At 61.8% G+C, this 17,318-nt stretch carries 20 protein-coding genes; 12 read left to right on the top strand and 8 right to left on the bottom strand.

Features of this window, described 5'->3' with window-relative positions:
* Nucleotides 1-115: 115 nt before the first annotated feature.
* A complete protein-coding gene (locus ACXX81_RS23400; protein ID WP_231422791.1) occupies nucleotides 116-775 on the bottom strand; it encodes a glutathione S-transferase family protein in 660 nt (219 codons plus the stop codon).
* Between the two features lie 125 nt (nucleotides 776-900).
* On the opposite strand from ACXX81_RS23400, the gene ACXX81_RS23395 reads away from it, so the two are divergent.
* From ACXX81_RS23395 to ACXX81_RS23385, 3 genes are all read left to right on the top strand, one after another.
* Nucleotides 901-1,185: a hypothetical protein gene (locus ACXX81_RS23395; protein ID WP_209986296.1), complete on the top strand. Its 285-nt coding sequence runs from the start codon at nucleotides 901-903 to the stop codon at nucleotides 1,183-1,185.
* Nucleotides 1,186-1,279: 94 nt separating this feature from the next.
* Nucleotides 1,280-1,531, top strand: coding sequence for a TIGR02647 family protein (locus ACXX81_RS23390; RefSeq protein ID WP_209986299.1), 252 nt, complete (start codon nucleotides 1,280-1,282; stop codon nucleotides 1,529-1,531).
* Between the two features lie 169 nt (nucleotides 1,532-1,700).
* Nucleotides 1,701-4,541, top strand: coding sequence for a class I adenylate cyclase (locus ACXX81_RS23385; RefSeq protein ID WP_458572474.1), 2,841 nt, complete (start codon nucleotides 1,701-1,703; stop codon nucleotides 4,539-4,541).
* Here ACXX81_RS23385 and rnk read toward each other — a convergent pair.
* The 3 genes from rnk to cyaY form a co-directional block, all read right to left on the bottom strand.
* The gene (gene rnk, locus ACXX81_RS23380; RefSeq protein WP_209986305.1) at nucleotides 4,538-4,948 is read right to left on the bottom strand and encodes a nucleoside diphosphate kinase regulator; all 411 of its coding nucleotides are present in this window, start codon (nucleotides 4,946-4,948) and stop codon (nucleotides 4,538-4,540) included. The two genes, ACXX81_RS23385 and rnk, sit on opposite strands and share 4 nt — an antisense overlap.
* 130 nt (nucleotides 4,949-5,078) lie before the next feature.
* Nucleotides 5,079-5,297: a DUF1289 domain-containing protein gene (locus tag ACXX81_RS23375; RefSeq protein ID WP_209986307.1), complete on the bottom strand. Its 219-nt coding sequence runs from the start codon at nucleotides 5,295-5,297 to the stop codon at nucleotides 5,079-5,081.
* A 2-nt stretch (nucleotides 5,298-5,299) separates the two neighbouring features.
* The gene (cyaY, locus tag ACXX81_RS23370) at nucleotides 5,300-5,632 is read right to left on the bottom strand and encodes an iron donor protein CyaY (protein WP_231422794.1); all 333 of its coding nucleotides are present in this window, start codon (nucleotides 5,630-5,632) and stop codon (nucleotides 5,300-5,302) included.
* A gap of 238 nt (nucleotides 5,633-5,870) precedes the next feature.
* On the opposite strand from cyaY, the gene lptM reads away from it, so the two are divergent.
* The 6 genes from lptM to ACXX81_RS23340 are packed head-to-tail and all read left to right on the top strand — an operon-like array spanning nucleotide 5,871 to nucleotide 10,453.
* The gene (gene lptM, locus ACXX81_RS23365) at nucleotides 5,871-6,038 is read left to right on the top strand and encodes an LPS translocon maturation chaperone LptM (RefSeq protein ID WP_003195417.1); all 168 of its coding nucleotides are present in this window, start codon (nucleotides 5,871-5,873) and stop codon (nucleotides 6,036-6,038) included.
* A gap of 9 nt (nucleotides 6,039-6,047) precedes the next feature.
* Nucleotides 6,048-7,295, top strand: a complete 1,248-nt coding sequence (lysA, locus tag ACXX81_RS23360; RefSeq protein WP_231422795.1) for a diaminopimelate decarboxylase — start codon at nucleotides 6,048-6,050, stop codon at nucleotides 7,293-7,295.
* 3 nt (nucleotides 7,296-7,298) lie between these two features.
* Nucleotides 7,299-8,129 (top strand): diaminopimelate epimerase, encoded by an 831-nt coding sequence (gene dapF, locus ACXX81_RS23355; protein ID WP_458572473.1) that lies wholly within the window; start codon nucleotides 7,299-7,301, stop codon nucleotides 8,127-8,129.
* 13 nt (nucleotides 8,130-8,142) lie between these two features.
* Entirely contained in the window at nucleotides 8,143-8,859 is a 717-nt protein-coding gene (locus ACXX81_RS23350) for a DUF484 family protein (protein ID WP_057006385.1), read from the top strand.
* A gap of 2 nt (nucleotides 8,860-8,861) precedes the next feature.
* Nucleotides 8,862-9,761, top strand: coding sequence for a tyrosine recombinase XerC (gene xerC / locus ACXX81_RS23345; protein ID WP_209986318.1), 900 nt, complete (start codon nucleotides 8,862-8,864; stop codon nucleotides 9,759-9,761).
* Nucleotides 9,758-10,453, top strand: coding sequence for an HAD family hydrolase (locus ACXX81_RS23340; RefSeq protein ID WP_209986321.1), 696 nt, complete (start codon nucleotides 9,758-9,760; stop codon nucleotides 10,451-10,453). The genes xerC and ACXX81_RS23340 overlap by 4 nt, the downstream gene beginning before the upstream one ends.
* A 205-nt stretch (nucleotides 10,454-10,658) precedes the next feature.
* On the opposite strand, the gene sutA is transcribed toward ACXX81_RS23340, so the two are convergent.
* The 4 genes from sutA to glnK form a co-directional block, all read right to left on the bottom strand.
* Entirely contained in the window at nucleotides 10,659-10,991 is a 333-nt protein-coding gene (sutA, locus tag ACXX81_RS23335) for a dormancy-specific transcriptional regulator SutA (protein WP_057006382.1), read from the bottom strand.
* Between the two features lie 101 nt (nucleotides 10,992-11,092).
* Nucleotides 11,093-11,518 (bottom strand): secondary thiamine-phosphate synthase enzyme YjbQ, encoded by a 426-nt coding sequence (locus tag ACXX81_RS23330; RefSeq protein ID WP_209986325.1) that lies wholly within the window; start codon nucleotides 11,516-11,518, stop codon nucleotides 11,093-11,095.
* A gap of 210 nt (nucleotides 11,519-11,728) precedes the next feature.
* The gene (locus ACXX81_RS23325) at nucleotides 11,729-13,066 is read right to left on the bottom strand and encodes an ammonium transporter (protein ID WP_057006380.1); all 1,338 of its coding nucleotides are present in this window, start codon (nucleotides 13,064-13,066) and stop codon (nucleotides 11,729-11,731) included.
* Nucleotides 13,067-13,100: 34 nt separating this feature from the next.
* Nucleotides 13,101-13,439 carry a P-II family nitrogen regulator gene (gene glnK, locus ACXX81_RS23320; RefSeq protein ID WP_002555808.1) on the bottom strand — a complete coding sequence of 113 codons (339 nt, stop codon included), beginning with the start codon at nucleotides 13,437-13,439 and terminating at the stop codon, nucleotides 13,101-13,103.
* 423 nt (nucleotides 13,440-13,862) lie between these two features.
* On the opposite strand from glnK, the gene ACXX81_RS23315 reads away from it, so the two are divergent.
* The 3 genes from ACXX81_RS23315 to ACXX81_RS23305 all read left to right on the top strand — a co-directional run bounded on the left by ACXX81_RS23315 (nucleotide 13,863) and on the right by ACXX81_RS23305 (nucleotide 17,316).
* A complete protein-coding gene (locus tag ACXX81_RS23315) occupies nucleotides 13,863-14,126 on the top strand; it encodes an accessory factor UbiK family protein (protein WP_209986328.1) in 264 nt (87 codons plus the stop codon).
* A 215-nt stretch (nucleotides 14,127-14,341) separates the two neighbouring features.
* Nucleotides 14,342-15,841, top strand: coding sequence for a YifB family Mg chelatase-like AAA ATPase (locus tag ACXX81_RS23310; protein WP_458572472.1), 1,500 nt, complete (start codon nucleotides 14,342-14,344; stop codon nucleotides 15,839-15,841).
* Between the two features lie 152 nt (nucleotides 15,842-15,993).
* Nucleotides 15,994-17,316: an SrfA family protein gene (locus ACXX81_RS23305; protein WP_458572471.1), complete on the top strand. Its 1,323-nt coding sequence runs from the start codon at nucleotides 15,994-15,996 to the stop codon at nucleotides 17,314-17,316.
* Nucleotides 17,317-17,318 lie beyond the last annotated feature (2 nt).

Genomic DNA, 17,318 nt, shown 5'->3' with positions numbered 1-17,318 from the left:
CCGCTGGAATGCATTCCAACGGTGGGAGTGGACTTGCTCCCGATAGCGCAGAGTCAGCCAACACATGTGCTGACTGACATACTGCTATCGGGAGCAAGCCCCCTCTCACACTGGCTTACTTTTTCGCCGCAATCATCGCCCGAAACGCCGGCATCGCCGCCTGCCGGTCCGCCTCGACCTTACGTGCGTTCGGCATGTCATTCAAACGCTCGAGCAACGCCCTCGCCTTCGGCAACTCAGCCAGCAAATCCAGGCCAAACAGCTTCTCGCCCACGCCACACGCCAGGTTCAAGCTGTACATGAAGTACAGGTCGGCAATCGTGAAGCTCTCCCCCGCCACATACGGCGCAAACTTGCCGTGACGCCCCAGGGAACCAACGCCCAACAGCAACTCGGCGCGGGACTTTTCCTTGATCGCCTCCGGCACCGACAGGCCAAAAAATGCCTCGGCGAAACACGCGCGGGCGGGCAACTCGATGTACAGCTCGATTTCCCGGCACAGCGCCAGCACCTGGGCCCGCGCGAAGGGGTCGCCCGGCAACAGCGCCGGCCCTTCCTGGGTTTGCTCGATGTATTCGAGGATCACACTGGTTTCGTTGATGAAACCCTGTTTTACCTCCAGCACGGGCACTTTGCCGCGCGGGCTGATCGTCAGGGTTTCCTGAGTTTGTCCGGCATAAAAAGGCACCTCTTCAAAGGGCAGCCCCTTTTCCAGCAGCGCCAGCTTGACCATGTTGTAGTAGTTGCTGACCGAAAATCCGTAAAGCTTGAGCATCGCAAAGCCTCCAGGCCGTGTGCGGGGTTGGCTGCAAGCGTTATAGATCCTCGCGACCTGCCTGACCAGCAGCATCACCCACCTGAATGGAGGTAGACTGGCGCCCTTTCCTTGAGGAGCCTGCCATGAGCGAGCCAACCGACATCGACAACGACGAAGAAGAATTCACTGAAAACACGCTGATCGAAGCAATCGAAAATCAGATCGAAAGCGACAACCCGCCGGCTGCCAAAGCTGTGTTCAACAAGCTGACGCTGGTGGGTTACGAGCGCGAAGACATCCTGAATTTGATGGCCCATGTGCTGGCGTTCGAGATCGACGCGATGCTCGACGAAGACCGCCCCTTCGATACCCACTGGTACGAAACAGCGTTGCGGGCACTGCCTGAGCTGCCACCGGAAAAGGAATAAGCCCGGCACGCAGCAACACGCTGGACAGTTCGGCAAAGTGCGTTCACCTTATGGCCTGCTAGCCTCTAATAAATTTAGAAAGTCTGGAGTCCTTATGTCGTATACCCCTGAGTTGGTTGCCGAACTGGAAATCCTTGCACTCTTCAACCTGGACAGCTCCCAGGAAGGCCTGAAAGTCCATCAGACCGCCGCCCCCACTGCCGTTGCCGCCGCCAGGCGCCTGTTTGACAAAGAACTGATTACCCAGCCCGATGGTGGCTATCTGACCAGCCTTGGTCGCGATGCTGCCGAACACGCCCAAGGGCTGCTGACCATCCTGAGCACCACCCAAAAAGAAGCCGCCTGACACCTGATACCGCCCATGGAGTCCGCTGCCTGCGGATTCCGCGGGCGTTGCTGTGGGTGAGCGAAAAATTCCGACACTAAACACCACTCCCCTCTAAAACTCCTGCGCATCTGACTGTAGACTCCTACACGGCCGCCCGCGTCGGGCTCTGCGAGCCACCGAGTTCGACATGACCCGCACCCATGAAATACGCCCTGACCTGGACGAGGGCATCGACCGCAAGGTGCTGGCCCAACTGCGTGGGCGCTTCATGGCGCTCAACGAAGGTCGCATGGCCCGTGCCGTCGAAGGGCTGACGCCGCGCCAGCACAGCGTATTGACGCTGCTTCCGCTGTTTTTCCACGTCAACCATCCGCTGTTGCCCGGCTACGTATCGGGCAGCACGCCGGCCGGACTGTCGAATTTCGAACCCGATGCCCAGGCCCTGGCCGAAGCCCAGCGGCTGACCCGCTCGTTCTCCTACAAGCCGCGCCCCGGCAACCAGCCCAGGCCGATCCACGGCCTGTTTCTGATGGGCAGCCTGGGCACTCTGGCCCAGGCGGACCAGAGCGACATGGACGTGTGGGTGTGTCATGCCGCAGACCTTGGCGACATCGAACTGGCCGAACTGCGTAAAAAATGTCAGTTGCTGGAAGCCTGGGCGCTGACCCTGGGCGCCGAGGCGCATTTCTTCCTGATCGAGCCGACGCGGTTTGTGCTGGGGGAGCGCGATACGCAACTGAGTTCCGACGATTGCGGCACCACTCAGCACTACCTGCTGCTGGACGAGTTCTACCGCACCGCCATCTGGCTGGCCGGTCGCACCCCGATCTGGTGGCTGGTGCCGGTGTACGAAGAATCGCGATATGCCGAGTTCACCCACACGCTGATTGCCAAGCGTTTTATCCGCGCCGATGAAACCCTCGACCTCGGCCACCTGGCACGCATTCCCCCGGGCGAATTCATTGGCGCCGGGCTCTGGCAACTGTTCAAAGGTATCGAGTCACCCTACAAGTCGCTGCTCAAGCTGTTGCTGACCGAGGTCTACGCCAGCGAACACCCGAACGTGGACTGCCTGAGCCTGCGCTTCAAACGCGCCGTGTTCGCCGACCGTATGGACCTGGATGAGCTGGATCCATACATCGTGGTGTACCGCCGTATCGAGGAATACCTCAACGCGCGCAACGAACCCGAGCGCCTGGAGCTGGTACGACGTGCACTGTACCTGAAGGTCAACTGCAAGCTCAGCGCCGGCCAGCGCACCGCTAGTTGGCAACGTTTGCTGCTCGAACGCCTGGCCGATGAGTGGGGCTGGGACCCGCGCCAACTGGCCCTGCTGGACAGCCGCAGCCAGTGGAAAGTGCGCCAGGTGGCGGCCGAGCGCCGCGCCCTGGTCAGCGAGCTCAATTACAGTTACCGGTTCCTGACCCAGTTCGCCCGCACCGAACAGACCGTCAGCCTGATCAACAGGCGCGACCTCAATGTACTGGGCCGGCGCTTGTACGCAGCGTTCGAGCGCAAGGCCGGCAAGGTCGAATTCATCAACCCCGGCATTGCCCCGGACCTGGCCGAAGACACGCTGACGCTGGTGCAGTCGCCTAACCGCAAGGAGCCCGACCAGCACCACTGGGGCCTGTACAACGGCAGCCTCACCGCCTTGGAGTGGGAGCACTTTGCACCGATCAAGCGCAGCCGTGACCTGCTCGAAATGCTCACCTGGTGCCACCGCAACGGCGTGATCGACAGCAGCACACGCCTGGCCCTGCACCCGGGGACCAGCGACATGACCGAGTTCGAACTGTTCAACCTGCTGGGCAGCCTGCAGCAAACCCTCCCCCTGCCCTTGCCCAGCGTCGATGAAACCCGCCTGCTGCGCTCGGCGGTGCCCGACGAGGTGTTGCTGCTGATCAACGTCGGCGTCGATCCGCTCAAGCACCACCGCGACCTGAATATCCTGATGACCACCGAGCGCACCGACTCCCTGAGTTACGCCGGTGTGCGCGACAACCTGGTGCTGACCCTGGACCAGGTCACCCTCAACAGCTGGAACGAGGTGATGGTCAGCCGTTACGACGGGCACCACGCGCTACTCGATTGCCTGCGCGACTACCTCAACCAGTTGCCTCTCGACCATCTGCCGCGCCTGCGCGTGCGCTGCTTCTGCCACAACCGTGCGCCGTTCATTGCCCAGCGCGTGGAGGAGATTTTCGACACCGCGCAACACTTGATGCTGGGGCAATCCAACCACCGTTACCTGCTGCAGGTACAACAGCACTATCACGTAATGGAATTGACGCCGGGTCAGGCCAACCATGTGTCGCTGCCGACTCAGCAAGCACTGATCGCCTACCTCGGCGAAGAACTGGCCAGTTACAGTCCCTGGCACCTGGATGCCATGGCCCTGGAAGGTCACGACCTGGCGCTGTTGCTGCCGATGGGCCTGGCCGATTGCGTGCAGGTGTTCTACCGGGTCAATGAAGGCTTCGCCGAGCTGTATGTGCTGGATGAGTTCAATGCGCTCTGGCAACAGCGCTTGCCGTTTCACGACGAGCAGAGCCTGCTGGCGCCGTTGCAGCGTTTTCTGCAATCGATCATCTATCGGCGTGACGCGTTATCGCCGCTTGACCCACAGCAACCGCAGGGCGCAGTCCACGTCCTGTATTACCAACTGCTGCCTTCGGGCAGCACCCGCGCGCGCGGGGTCGAGCCGCGTCCGGCGCCTTCGACGCCGGCCAACACGCCCTTTTATGAGGTGCAGGCAATCATCGCCAGGGCGGCGCCAGGCCAGGTGGGCATTACCCTGTACTGCAATCAGCGGGAGTTTTGCGAACTGGAATTCGGCGACCAGCTGTTCACCGTGGTCGCCCGGGAAATCGTCGGGCAACGCCGGGAAACCGAGCGCTACCGCTGCTACATCACCGACCTCGACCTGTCCGGCCTGCTCGGTGATGTGCAAAGTCCGAGCAACCTGTACCTGCGCTACAAGGCCGAACTGGAAGTGTCGCTGAACGAGGCACTCAGCCAGATTTAAAGCGGAAAGGCGCCGCCGTCCTTTGGCTGGCCTTCGACGCTGAGCAACTCCAGCTTGAGAGTCTTGCCGCCGGGCGCCGGCCAGTCGATGTGCTGGCCAACCTGCAGGCCGAGCAGCGCGCTGCCGACCGGCGCCAGGATCGAAACCTTGCCTTCGTCGGCATTCGCGTGCTTTGGGTACACCAGGGTCAGGTGGTAGTCCTTGCCGCTGCCTTGCTCGCGGCAATGCACGCTGGAGTTCATGGTCACGACACCCGCAGGCACTTCATCGTGGCCAACCACGTCGGCGCGGTCGAGTTCGGCTTGCAACGCTTCGACACCGGGAAACTCGTCGCCCAGGCGGTCGATCAGTTGCTCCAGACGCTGCACGTCAAGACGGGTGAGGATGATGGACGGTGCGGTGGTCATGATTCAGGCAGACTCCTTTTTTCTGCACAAAAAAGCAAAACCCCGCCAGGAAAGGCGGGGTTCTCACGGGCCTCGATGGGTTGAGGCGTAGTCGGACACTACCACAGCGTCACAAATAAACAAGACGACCTCAGGCGAGTGCCCGGCGCTGCTCGGCCTCGGCACAGATAGTGCGCCGCCGGGCATCGTCGGCGGAGCGCCATTCGCGGATGTCTTCCACGTGACGGAAGCAGCCACGGCAGACTTTCTCATCGTCCAGGCGACACAAACTGATACAAGGTGACGGCACCGCCGGGCTCACATTACTGAACAGCGGCTTGGGCGGACGCGTGGGGGCAGGCTGGCTCACGGTCAAATCTCGTCGAAATCCAGCTCGGCGCCGGATTGTTCCAGAACCAGACGGGTCAGCATCTCGCTGAGCAGCTCATCGCTGGTATCGCACTGCCAGTTGTTGTCTTCTTCGTTGTAGTCGAAGTGAAAACCACCGGAACGTGCCGCCAGCCACAACTGCCGCAACGGTTCCTGCCGGCTGAAGATCAACTGAGTGCCGTTCTCGAACTTGACCGTCAACACGCCGGCCGAGTTTTCCAGGTCCACGTCCAGGCCGCTGTCGTCGAAAATATCCTCCAGCGCCTGCTGGGTAGAATCCACCAGATCGTGAAAACGGGCTTCGGTCAAACTCATTGTGGCAACCTCAAAAGTGTCGGGTTCTGCTCAAGCGCCGCACGATACGGAGGCGCCTGCGTGAATGCAACGGATACCGATTTCATTACCGATGACGGTACGAATTATCACCGGCCAGCGTAGCTCTATTCCCGAACAAGTCGGCAAACCCCCGCCGGACGGGTATTTCGGCGCATAGGCAAGCTGCCGGGTGGTCGGTATACTCGGGCGCAATTAATGCATATTCAAGGATTTCGCCATGAAGCGCCTGATCTCTTCCCTTGCTGCGCTCGTCGCGGTCGCTTGCCTCGTTAGTGCTTGTGGACAAAAAGGCCCACTGTACCTGCCCGATGACAGCAAAGACCCCAACGAACAGGCGCAATCGTCGCAGAAGCCTTCAAAAGCGCACAAGCACGACACTTACTAAGGGAACACCATGGACGCTTTTAACTACCGGGACGGTGAACTGTTCGCGGAAGGCGTGGCGTTGTCGGCAATTGCCGAGCGCTTTGGCACCCCGACCTACGTGTACTCGCGTGCGCACATCGAGGCGCAGTACCGCTCCTTCACCGACCCGCTGAACGGCGTGCCGCACCTGGTGTGCTACGCAGTCAAGGCCAACTCCAACCTGGGCGTACTCAATGTCCTGGCGCGTCTGGGCGCCGGTTTCGACATCGTGTCCCGTGGCGAGCTGGAGCGCGTGCTCGCCGCCGGCGGCCAGGCTGACAAGATTGTGTTCTCCGGTGTCGGCAAGAGCCGCGACGACATGCGCCGCGCCCTGGAAGTAGGCGTGCACTGCTTCAACGTCGAATCCACCGACGAGCTGGAGCGCCTGCAGGTGGTGGCCGCCGAGCTGGGCGTTCGCGCGCCGATCTCGCTGCGCGTCAACCCGGACGTCGACGCCGGCACCCACCCGTACATTTCCACCGGTCTCAAAGAGAACAAGTTCGGCATCGCCATTGCCGACGCCGAAGACGTGTACATCCGCGCCGCCCAACTGCCGAACCTGGACGTGCTGGGCGTCGACTGCCACATCGGCTCGCAACTGACCAGCCTGCCACCGTTCCTCGATGCCCTCGACCGCCTGCTGGCGCTGGTCGACCGCCTCGGCGACTGCGGCATCTACCTGCGCCATATCGACCTCGGTGGCGGTGTGGGGGTGCGTTATCGCGACGAAGAGCCGCCGCTGATCGCCGACTACATCCAGGCTGTGCGCGAGCGTATCGAAGGCCGCGACCTGGCGCTGTTGTTCGAGCCAGGCCGCTACATCGTCGCCAATGCCGGCGTGCTGCTGACTCAGGTCGAGTACCTCAAGCACACCGAACACAAGGATTTCGCCATCGTCGATGCGGCGATGAACGACCTGATCCGCCCGGCGCTGTACCAGGCATGGATGAATGTCACCGCCGTGGCCCCTCGCGACAGCGAAGCGCGCGCCTACGATATCGTCGGGCCGATCTGCGAGACCGGCGACTTCCTGGCCAAGGATCGTCAACTGGCGCTCGCCGAAGGCGATCTGCTGGCCATTCATTCGGCCGGCGCCTATGGGTTTGTCATGAGTTCCAACTACAACACGCGCGGGCGTACCGCCGAGGTGCTGGTGGACGGTGATCAAGCATTTGAAGTGCGTCGCCGCGAGACGGTAGCCGAGTTGTATGCTGGCGAAAGCCTGCTGCCGGAGTAAGCCATGCTGCTGCGTTTTACCAAGATGCACGGGCTGGGTAACGATTTCATGGTCCTCGACCTGGTCAGCCAGCACGCGCACATCCTGCCCAAGCACGCCAAACAATGGGGCGACCGGCACACCGGCATTGGTTTCGACCAGTTGCTGATCGTCGAGGCGCCGAGCAATCCGGAGGTGGATTTCCGCTACCGGATCTTCAACGCCGACGGCACCGAAGTGGAACAGTGCGGCAACGGCGCCCGCTGCTTCGCGCGCTTTGTGCTGGACAAGCGCCTGACCGCCAAGCGCCAGATCCGCGTCGAGACCAAGGGCGGCGTGATCGAGCTGGATATCCGCAATGACGGCCAGATCAGCGTCAACATGGGCGCGCCGCGCCTGGTGCCGGCGGACATCCCGTTCCAGGCCGACGCACAGGCCGCAAGCTACCCGTTGGACGTGGACGGCAACAGCGTCGAGATCGCCGCCGTGTCCATGGGCAATCCCCATGCGGTGCTGCGGGTCAATGACATCAACAACGCGCCGGTGCATGAACTGGGGCCGAAGATCGAGCATCATCCGCGCTTTCCGGCGCGGGTGAACGTGGGCTTCATGCAGGTGATCGACCGCTCCCGCGCGCGACTGCGTGTGTGGGAACGCGGCGTCGGCGAAACACAGGCCTGCGGCACCGGTGCCTGCGCCGCCGCCGTGGCCGCGATCAGCCAGGGCTGGATGGATTCGCCGCTGCTGATCGACCTGCCCGGTGGACGCCTGTCCATCGAATGGGCAGGCCCGGGCCACCCGGTACTGATGACCGGGCCGGCCTCGCGCGTCTACGAAGGACAGGTCCGTCTATGAGTGAGCCAAGCCAATGACCGATAAACCTCGAGTACCCGCACACGCTACCCCGAGCGAAAGTCTGGAGGCCGCTGCAGTAGCGGCGTACCTTGAGGCTAATCCGGACTTCTTCGTCGAACACGAAGAGCTGCTGCCGGCCCTTCGTATTCCGCACCAGCGCGGCGATACCGTGTCGCTGGTGGAGCGGCAGATGAAGATCCTGCGCGAGCGCAACATCGAAATGCGCCATCGGCTCTCGCACCTGATGGACGTGGCTCGTGATAATGATCGCCTGTTCGACAAGACCCGTCGCCTGATCCTGACCCTGATGGACGCCGCCAGCCTGGAAGAAACGGTAATGGCCGTCGAGGACAGCCTGCGTGAGGACTTCCAGGTGCCTTTTGTCAGCCTGATCCTGTTCAGCGAAAACCCGATGCCGGTAGGGCGCTGGGTCAGTGGCAGCGACGCACAGACCGCCATCGGCGGCCTGTTGTCCGAAGGCAAGAGCATCAGCGGCACCTTGCGTGAACACGAGCTGGACTTTCTGTTCGGTGCCGAACAGCGCAAGCAGATCGGCTCCACCGCCGTGGTCGCCCTTAGTCACCAGGGTCTGCACGGCGTACTGGCCATCGCCAGTCGTGACCCGCAGCACTACAAAAGTTCGGTAGGCACGCTGTTTCTGACCTACATCGCCGAAGTGCTGGGCCGCGTGTTGCCGCGCTACACCACCGCCCTGCGCGCGGTGCGCTAGCCATGCAAGGGCAACTGGACGCTTATTGCGCGCACCTGCGCAACGAGCGCCAGGTGTCGCCGCACACCCTGGAAGCCTACCGGCGCGACTTGAACAAGGTGCTGGCCTGGTGCGAAAAGCAGCACGTCACCAGCTGGAAGGCCCTGGACATCCAGGCACTGCGCAGCCTGATCGCCAGGCTGCACCAGCAAGGCCAGTCGTCGCGCAGCCTGTCGCGCCTGCTGTCGGCGGTGCGCGGCCTTTACCATTTCCTGAACCGCGAAGGCTTGTGCGACCACGATCCGGCCAATGGCCTGTCGCCGCCCAAGGGCGAACGGCGCCTGCCCAAGACCCTCGACACGGACCGCGCCCTGCAATTGCTCGATGGCGCGGTGGAGGATGATTTCCTCGCCCATCGCGATCAGGCGATTCTGGAGCTCTTCTACTCCTCGGGGCTGCGCCTCTCGGAGCTGACCGGCCTGAACCTCGACCAACTGGACCTCGCGGATGGTCTGGTGCAGGTGCTGGGCAAAGGCAGCAAGACCCGCGTCCTGCCGGTCGGTAGAAAGGCCCGCGAGGCCCTGCAACTGTGGTTGCCGTTGCGGGCACTGGCCAATCCGGTGGACGACGCAGTATTCATCAGCCAGCAAGGCCGGCGACTGGGGCCGCGAGCCATCCAGGTGCGGGTCAAGGCGGCGGGCGAGCGTGAGCTGGGGCAGAACCTGCACCCGCACATGCTGCGGCACTCTTTTGCCAGCCATCTGCTCGAATCCTCCCAGGACCTGCGCGCGGTCCAGGAACTGCTCGGCCACGCCGACATCAAGACCACGCAGATCTACACCCACCTGGACTTCCAGCACCTGGCAACGGTGTACGACAGCGCCCATCCACGGGCCAAACGCATCAAGGGCGGCGACTCATGAGTATCAAGCTGATCACCTTCGACCTGGACGACACGCTCTGGGACAACGTACCCGTCATCATCAGCGCCGAAGCATCGATGCGCGAATGGCTGGCGCTCAATGCATCCAAAGTCGGCGACCTGCCCCTGGAGCATTTCGCCAGCCTGCGCCAGCAAGTGCTGCAGCGCCATCCGGAGCTCAAACACCGTATCAGCGTGCTGCGCCACCGCGTGCTGATGCTGGCCTTCGAGGAAGCGGGCTACCCACAGCCTGAAGCCACGCAAATGGCCGACATCTGCTACGAGGCGTTCATCCACGCACGGCATCAGCTCACCGTGTTCCCCGACGCCGAGCCCATGCTCAAGGCACTGCGCCAGCACTTCCTGCTCGGCGTAATCACCAACGGCAACGCCGACGTGCAGCGTGTGGGCCTGGCGGATTATTTTCACTTTGCGCTGCGCGCCGAAGACATCGGCATCGCCAAGCCGGACTCGCGATTGTTTGAGGAGGCGCTGCAACGTGGCGGCGTGGCGGCCAGTGAGGCGGTGCATGTGGGCGATCATCCCGGGGATGATATTGCCGGCGCGCAGCAGGCCGGGTTGCGTGCGGTGTGGTTCAACCCGACGGGCAAGGCGTGGGAGGCGGACAAGCACCCGGATGCCGAGATTCGCAGCCTGACGGAGTTGCCGGGGTTGCTCACAGGCTGGAAGTGACGCGCTTGCTGCAACACTGAGTATCAATTGTGGGAGGGGGCTTGCTCCCGATAGCGGGCTGTCAGCCCATACACCTGTTGGCTGACCCACTGCTATCGGGAGCAAGCCCCCTCCCACATTGCCTTGTGTTGATTTATAAATTTGTATCAGGCATGAAAAAGCCCGCAGCGACGGCGGGCTTTTTCCTACAGGCAGGTAGCTGACCTCAGATAGGTCGGCTGCCGTACTTGTTATCCGGTTTTTTCGGCGGATCCGCTACGACATTGGGCTCGACCTCGACCACTTTGCCGCCTTTGGCGAGGAACTCTTCCATCGCACGGGCCAGGGCATCGCGCTCTTTGTTCTTGGCTTCAACGCTCGGCAACTCGTCTACCGACACGGCAGCCTTGGCTTTGCCTTTGGCCTTGGGCGCCGCATCATCGCCACCGCCATCATCGGCCTCGTCGGCAACGTCTTCAGCCGCTGCCTCAAGACCTTCTTCGGTGTCGTCTTCATCACCTACTTCGAGGTCGTCTTGTTCCAGATCATCGTCGCTCATGTTCTACCTCATGACTTGCGAAAAGCAGATTAGTTATAGCCCAGCTTTATCCTCTGTCGAGGTCGCCGGAAAAAAATCACATCCACCGGATAACCAGTGGCTTACGCCTCGTCACCGTACAACGTGGCGAGGACTTTTCGAGCACCGCCTTGATCACGGTGCTCGCCCAGATAAACACCTTGCCAGGTCCCCATCGCCAAGCGGCCGGCGCTTACCGGCAGACTCAACTGGCAGCCCAGCAGACTGGCCTTGAAGTGCGCAGGCAGATCATCCGGTCCTTCGTCATTGTGTTCGAACCCGGAACGACCTTGCGGCACCAGCGAGTTGAAAAACCGTTCGAAGTCACGACGTACCGCCGGGTCGGCATTCTCGTTGACCGTCAACGAGGCCGAGGTGTGCTGCAGCCACAGATGCAACAGGCCCACGCGACACGACTTCAGCTCAGGCAAGCCGGCAAGCAGCTCGTCGGTCACCAGGTGAAAGCCCCGAGGCTTGGCCCGCAGGGTAATCAGGGTCTGTTGCCACATACAGTTCTCCGCCCATCGGCGCGCATTCTAGCGCGCTCTGGGAAAAAACAAAGTGCCGAATACGCCTACATGCCTGTAAGACTTTCGCACCCTTGAAAGCACCGAGTGCGCCCCATTACAAACTCGGCGCAAAAACCGGTACAGCATGTTATGACTGACAAACGCCAGACAAAAAAATGCCCGGCAAGCCGGGCAGTTTTTTTCGCATGCTTACAAGTTGTAACCACGCTCGTTGTGTTGCGCCAGGTCAAGGCCCACCGCCTCTTCTTCTTCGGTAACCCGCAGGCCCATGACCATGTCGAGTACCTTGAGGATGACGAAGGTCACAATGGCTGTGTAGATCACCGTGAAACCGACGCCTTTGCACTGAATCCAGACCTGTGCAGCGATGTCGGTCACAGTGCCGAAGCCGCCCAATGCAGGGGCTGCGAATACACCGGTGAGGATCGCACCAACGATACCGCCGATACCGTGCACGCCGAAGGCGTCCAGGGAGTCGTCGTAGCCCAGTTTGCGCTTGAGCGTGGTGGCGCAGAAGAAGCAGATGACACCGGCCGCCAGGCCGATGATCAGCGCGCCCATCGGGCCCACGGTACCGGCAGCCGGCGTAACGGCAACCAGACCGGCGACAACACCCGAGGCAATACCCAGTGCGCTTGGCTTACCGTGCGCGATCCACTCGGCGAACATCCAGCCCAGCGCCGCGGCAGCGGTAGCGATCTGGGTCACCAGCATCGCCATGCCAGCGGTGCCATTGGCCGCAGCCGCGGAACCGGCGTTGAAACCGAACCAGCCGATCCACAGCATCGCCGCGCCCACCAGCGTGTAACCCAGGTTGTGCGGAGCCATCGGGGTGGTCGGGAAACCTTTACGCTTGCCGAGCACGATGCACGCCACCAGGCCAGCCACACCGGCGTTGATGTGCACCACGGTGCCGCCGGCGAAGTCCAGCACGCCCCAGTCCCACAGCAGGCCGCCATTACCACTCCAGACCATGTGCGCAATCGGCGCATAGACCAGGGTGAACCAGATGGCCATGAAGATCAGCATCGCGGAGAATTTCATGCGCTCGGCGAATGCACCGACGATCAGCGCCGGGGTGATGATGGCGAAGGTCATCTGGAAGGTGATGAACACTGCTTCGGGGAACAGCGCCGCAGGCCCGGTGATGCTGGCCGGGGTCACGCCCGCCAGGAACGCCTTGCCCATGCCGCCGAAGAAGGAGTTGAAGTTGACCACGCCCTGTTCCATACCGGTGGTATCGAACGCGATGCTGTAGCCGTAGACGACCCACAGGATGCTGATCAGGCCAGTGATGGCAAAGCACTGCATCATCACCGACAGAATATTTTTGGAGCGGACCATGCCGCCGTAGAACAGCGCAAGGCCCGGGATGGTCATGAACAGCACCAGGGCGGTGGCGGTCAGCATCCAGGCGGTGTCGCCGGAGTTGAGGACTGGAGCCGCCACTTCGTCTGCCGCCATGGCCAGGCTTGGCATTACGATGGACAACAGGGCTCCGAGCCCTGCGAGTTTACGCAGAGTCATATTGTTTTCTCCTGGGGCGTTGGGGTTTGGCGGCTTAGATTGCGTCGGTATCGGTTTCGCCGGTACGGATGCGAATAGCCTGTTCCAGATTGACCACGAAGATCTTGCCGTCACCGATCTTGCCGGTGTTGGCGGCCTTGGTTATCGCTTCGATAACCCGGTCAAGATCCTTGTCGTCAATGGCGACATCAATCTTCACCTTCGGCAGGAAATCCACCACGTATTCCGCGCCGCGATACAGCTCGGTGTGACCCTTCTGCCGACCGAAGCCTTTGACCTCAGTAACGGTAATGCCCTGCACGCCGATCTCGGACAATGACTCGCGGACATCGTCCAACTTGAACGGCTTGATGATGGCAGTGACTAGCTTCATGAAAACTCTCTCCCGAATTGGTGGACTTGCCCCAGGAAAACAAACCCGACTCAAGTCTAAGCGCAGTGCCTGGCTTTGTAACGCATCGTTGCCTCGGCATTCACCGTTGCAACGCAAGCAAACCACTGGTGACGAAACCTGTACCCCTGATCCATCGGCGCACTGCATTCGTCACAACGACTGCATCAGTGCATGGGTCATGATCGACTAAGCAGAAACCTTGCCAGCTCCGTAAAAACCACTTAAATCAGCCATTTGCCCGTTTATGCCGCAACGCACGTGAGCCTGGCGGTCGCAATGCGCACAAAAACAGTGCGCAGCCGCCCGGCGCGATGCGCGAAAAGCGTGCGTCTGCGCGTTTGAAAAAGACTATAGACGCTGCGTGATACACTGCCGGCCAACAGTTATTCCGGAATATTTCCCATGCTCGCGCCCAAAGACTTCCTCGACGCCCTGAGCGGCCACGCCTCTCGCCTGTTCAGCGGCGACACCCCGCTGCCCCGCAATGAAATCGAAAGCCAGTTCAAGGCATTGCTGCAAAGTGGCTTCAGCAAACTCGACCTGGTAAGCCGCGAAGAATTTGACAGCCAGATGGTGGTATTGGCCCGCACGCGTGCGCGGTTGGAGAGCCTGGAGGCGAAGGTGGCGGAGCTGGAGGCGCGGCTGACACCCACTGCCGCTGAATAACCGCGAAAATTGTGGGAGGGGGCTTGCTCCCGATATCGGCGTGTCATACACCCCATAGACGCCTGACACACTGCCATCGGGAGCCAGCCCCCTCCCACATTTATCCTGTGTCGTGCACCGGATACGTTCTGTAAAACCTCCTCGCCTCGCTCTGTCCAGTCTCGTCTACCCTTGAAAAACCCGCACAAAGCGGCCCTCCATTTCAAGGAACGAGCATGTCCCTCGCCATCGTCCACAGCCGCGCCCAGGTTGGCGTCGAAGCGCCCGCCGTCACCGTCGAGGTGCATATGGCCAATGGTTTGCCGTCCCTGACGCTGGTGGGGTTGCCCGAAACCGCCGTCAAGGAAAGCAAGGACCGCGTACGCAGCGCCATTCTCAATTCGGCCCTGCAATACCCGTCGCGCCGCATCACCCTCAACCTCGCGCCCGCCGACCTGCCCAAGGACGGCGGGCGTTTTGATTTAGCGATTGCGCTGGGCATTCTGGCGGCCAGTGTGCAGGTGCCGACGTTGATGCTCGATGACGTGGAGTGCCTCGGGGAATTGGCGTTGTCCGGCGAGGTGCGCGCCGTCAAAGGCGTGCTGCCGGCGGCGCTGGCTGCGCGCAAGGCCGGGCGCACCTTGATAGTGCCGCGGGCGAATGCCGAGGAGGCCTGCCTGGCGTCGGGGTTGAAGGTCATAGCGGTGGATCACCTGCTGCAGGTGGTCGCGCACCTGAATGGGCATGTGCCGATTGAGCCCTACAAGTCAGACGGCTTGCAGTACCTGAACACGCCGTATCCTGACCTGAGCGAAGTGCAGGGCCAGCTCTCGGCCAAGCGCGCCTTGCTGATCGCGGCGGCGGGCGCGCATAACCTGCTGCTCAGCGGCCCGCCCGGCACCGGCAAGACCTTGCTCGCCAGTCGCCTGCCCGGTCTGTTACCCCCGCTGAGTGAGCAGGAGGCGCTGGAAGTCGCGGCGATTCAATCGGTCGTCAGCCTGGCGCCCTTGAGCCACTGGCCCAATCGGCCGTTTCGCCAACCCCATCACTCTGCATCCGGCCCGGCGCTGGTGGGCGGTGGGTCAAAACCGCAACCGGGTGAAATCACCCTGGCGCACCATGGCGTGCTGTTCCTCGATGAATTGCCGGAGTTTGATCGCAAGGTGCTGGAGGTGCTGCGCGAACCTTTGGAGTCGGGACACATCGTGATCTCCCGTGCCCGCGACCGCGTGAGCTTCCCGGCGCGCTTTCAACTGGTGGCGGCGATGAACCCGTGCCCCTGCGGGTATATGGGTGAGCCCAGTGGTCGCTGTCGCTGTACGCCGGAACAGGTTCAGCGCTATCGCAACAAGCTCTCCGGACCGTTGCTGGACCGGATCGACCTGCACCTGACCGTGGCACGGGAGACCACAGCGCTCAACCCCATTCAACACGGCGGTGACACAACAGCCACCGCCTCGGCGCGAGTAGCCGAGGCCCGTGAGCGTCAACAGCAACGCCAGGGGTGTGCAAATGCCTTTCTGGACCTGCCGGGATTGCGCGAGCATTGCACGCTGGCAAAGGTCGACGAGCGCTGGCTGGAGACGGCCTGCGAACGGCTGACGTTGTCCCTGCGTGCGGCGCATCGGCTGCTCAAAGTCGCCCGTACTCTGGCGGACCTGGAGCAGGTCAGTGCAATCCGCCGCGAACACTTGGCAGAGGCCCTGCAATATCGCGCGGCGAGCCCTTCTATATAGACCTTCACACCTCTGCGCAAAACCAGCTATCGCACCGAATAATTGCCAGATTGACGGCGGCATCAAATTGACATTAAGGTCGCCATCTAAATCAGGGAGCGGTTACAGGCATCACGCCTGTCATTGTGCGCGAATGAGCATATGGAGTCTGGATGCGCGGGGCATTATTACGCAGCGGTAAAAGCGGGTCTTTCACTGCCCTGGGCGAAACCGGTCAACCGGTATATCGCGCAGCCCTGCAGTTGCGCGAAGCAATTCGCCGTAAAGATCCGGAACTGGTCAAGCACCTGGCCGTGCCGCAGAGCGATGAACTCGGCAATCAGATTGACTGGTACAGCGATATCGACGGCGACGTCATTCCCTGGAGTAGCGCGACAGAGCAAGAGCGTGCGCCCGCACGCGAACAGCTCGAAAGGCTGAAAACCTCCCTCCAGGAACTCAGCCAGCGTTTTATCGGCTCCGAGGGCGACGCACACACCGGCGATAAAGCAGTGTTCGGCAAGCTGCTCAAGCGCGTCATCCATTTCCCTGACGAAAATTTCGTGTACCTGGTTCAAGGCAAACCCGTACTGACCTTTTGGGGGTTCGAGCATGCAAATGCCGACGCCAATCGCGACCCGCTGACATGCCTTTACCCCAAGCCAGCGGCGCCGCTGGTCTTCCAACTGCCGCCGGACGAGCCGGTCGTCGCAGCTCCGCTGCCGCCGGTCATCGCGCGTCCCTGGTGGCGTCGCTGGTGGTGGCTCTTGCTGCTGCCGTTGCTGCTGCTTCTTTTATGGCTGCTGCTCGGCCTGCGCGGGTGCGTTCCCGGTATAGCGCTGCCACTTGCGGGTATCACCTCGACTGAGCCTCAAACAACAGAAGTCAGGGGCCAGATACCCGTTGTCACTGGCACCAGCAGTACCGGTGCCACAACTGTCGGCGGCGGCGTGCCCGTCAATGGTGGCTCTATCGAGGCCCCGGCAGCCAGTGCGGAGCAGGACGCGCAGCAACCGCAGGCCGAATCACCCACGCCAGCGGCCCAAGAAGCCCCTGAAACTGCCGTCGAGCCTCAGACGCCCCCTGCAACAGCGCCAGCCCCTGTCACTTCCCAGCCTTCCAGTGCCGGGCTTAGCATTCCGCCAGCAGCACCCGACGGTACGGCCGACTTTCTCAATGGCCAGTATCGCGCCGGTGCCGGCATTCAGGACCGCAAGACCGGCAAGCCACTGCGCCTGGAATACAAGTTCAACAACGGCAAAGGCGAAGTCACCGTGCACCGCGCCAACGGCGTCAACTGCACCGGGCCGGTTTCGGCGGCGATGAAAGGCGGCAGCCTGTCGATCGACAGCCAGGGCCAGGCAGTCTGCGGCGACGGAAGTCACTACGACATGCCAAAGGTCGATTGTCGACAAGGCGCGACCAGTATCGCGGACTGCACCGGCGGTTATGGAACTGAAAAATTCCCAATGTCCATGCGCCAGATGGGCGAATAAGA

This window comes from Pseudomonas sp. GNP013 (assembly GCF_054343995.1).
Note: the sequence above shows the minus strand (reverse complement) of the source record. Positions and strands in the feature narration are given on the sequence as shown.

Bases quoted from the DNA above. Each gene is read 5' to 3' on its own strand.
- sutA (WP_057006382.1), bottom strand. From the start codon at position 10,991: ATGAGCGACGATGATCTGGAACAAGACGACCTCGAAGTAGGTGATGAA.
- lysA (WP_231422795.1), top strand. From the start codon at position 6,048: ATGGACGCTTTTAACTACCGGGACGGTGAACTGTTCGCGGAAGGCGTG.
- ACXX81_RS23390 (WP_209986299.1), top strand. From the start codon at position 1,280: ATGTCGTATACCCCTGAGTTGGTTGCCGAACTGGAAATCCTTGCACTC.
- ACXX81_RS23350 (WP_057006385.1), top strand. From the start codon at position 8,143: ATGACCGATAAACCTCGAGTACCCGCACACGCTACCCCGAGCGAAAGT.
- lptM (WP_003195417.1), top strand. From the start codon at position 5,871: ATGAAGCGCCTGATCTCTTCCCTTGCTGCGCTCGTCGCGGTCGCTTGC.
- ACXX81_RS23325 (WP_057006380.1), bottom strand. From the start codon at position 13,066: ATGACTCTGCGTAAACTCGCAGGGCTCGGAGCCCTGTTGTCCATCGTA.
- glnK (WP_002555808.1), bottom strand. From the start codon at position 13,439: ATGAAGCTAGTCACTGCCATCATCAAGCCGTTCAAGTTGGACGATGTC.
- cyaY (WP_231422794.1), bottom strand. From the start codon at position 5,632: ATGAGTTTGACCGAAGCCCGTTTTCACGATCTGGTGGATTCTACCCAG.
- xerC (WP_209986318.1), top strand. From the start codon at position 8,862: ATGCAAGGGCAACTGGACGCTTATTGCGCGCACCTGCGCAACGAGCGC.
- ACXX81_RS23400 (WP_231422791.1), bottom strand. From the start codon at position 775: ATGCTCAAGCTTTACGGATTTTCGGTCAGCAACTACTACAACATGGTC.
- ACXX81_RS23315 (WP_209986328.1), top strand. From the start codon at position 13,863: ATGCTCGCGCCCAAAGACTTCCTCGACGCCCTGAGCGGCCACGCCTCT.
- dapF (WP_458572473.1), top strand. From the start codon at position 7,299: ATGCTGCTGCGTTTTACCAAGATGCACGGGCTGGGTAACGATTTCATG.
- ACXX81_RS23395 (WP_209986296.1), top strand. From the start codon at position 901: ATGAGCGAGCCAACCGACATCGACAACGACGAAGAAGAATTCACTGAA.
- ACXX81_RS23330 (WP_209986325.1), bottom strand. From the start codon at position 11,518: ATGTGGCAACAGACCCTGATTACCCTGCGGGCCAAGCCTCGGGGCTTT.
- ACXX81_RS23340 (WP_209986321.1), top strand. From the start codon at position 9,758: ATGAGTATCAAGCTGATCACCTTCGACCTGGACGACACGCTCTGGGAC.
- ACXX81_RS23305 (WP_458572471.1), top strand. From the start codon at position 15,994: ATGCGCGGGGCATTATTACGCAGCGGTAAAAGCGGGTCTTTCACTGCC.
- ACXX81_RS23385 (WP_458572474.1), top strand. From the start codon at position 1,701: ATGACCCGCACCCATGAAATACGCCCTGACCTGGACGAGGGCATCGAC.
- rnk (WP_209986305.1), bottom strand. From the start codon at position 4,948: ATGACCACCGCACCGTCCATCATCCTCACCCGTCTTGACGTGCAGCGT.
- ACXX81_RS23310 (WP_458572472.1), top strand. From the start codon at position 14,342: ATGTCCCTCGCCATCGTCCACAGCCGCGCCCAGGTTGGCGTCGAAGCG.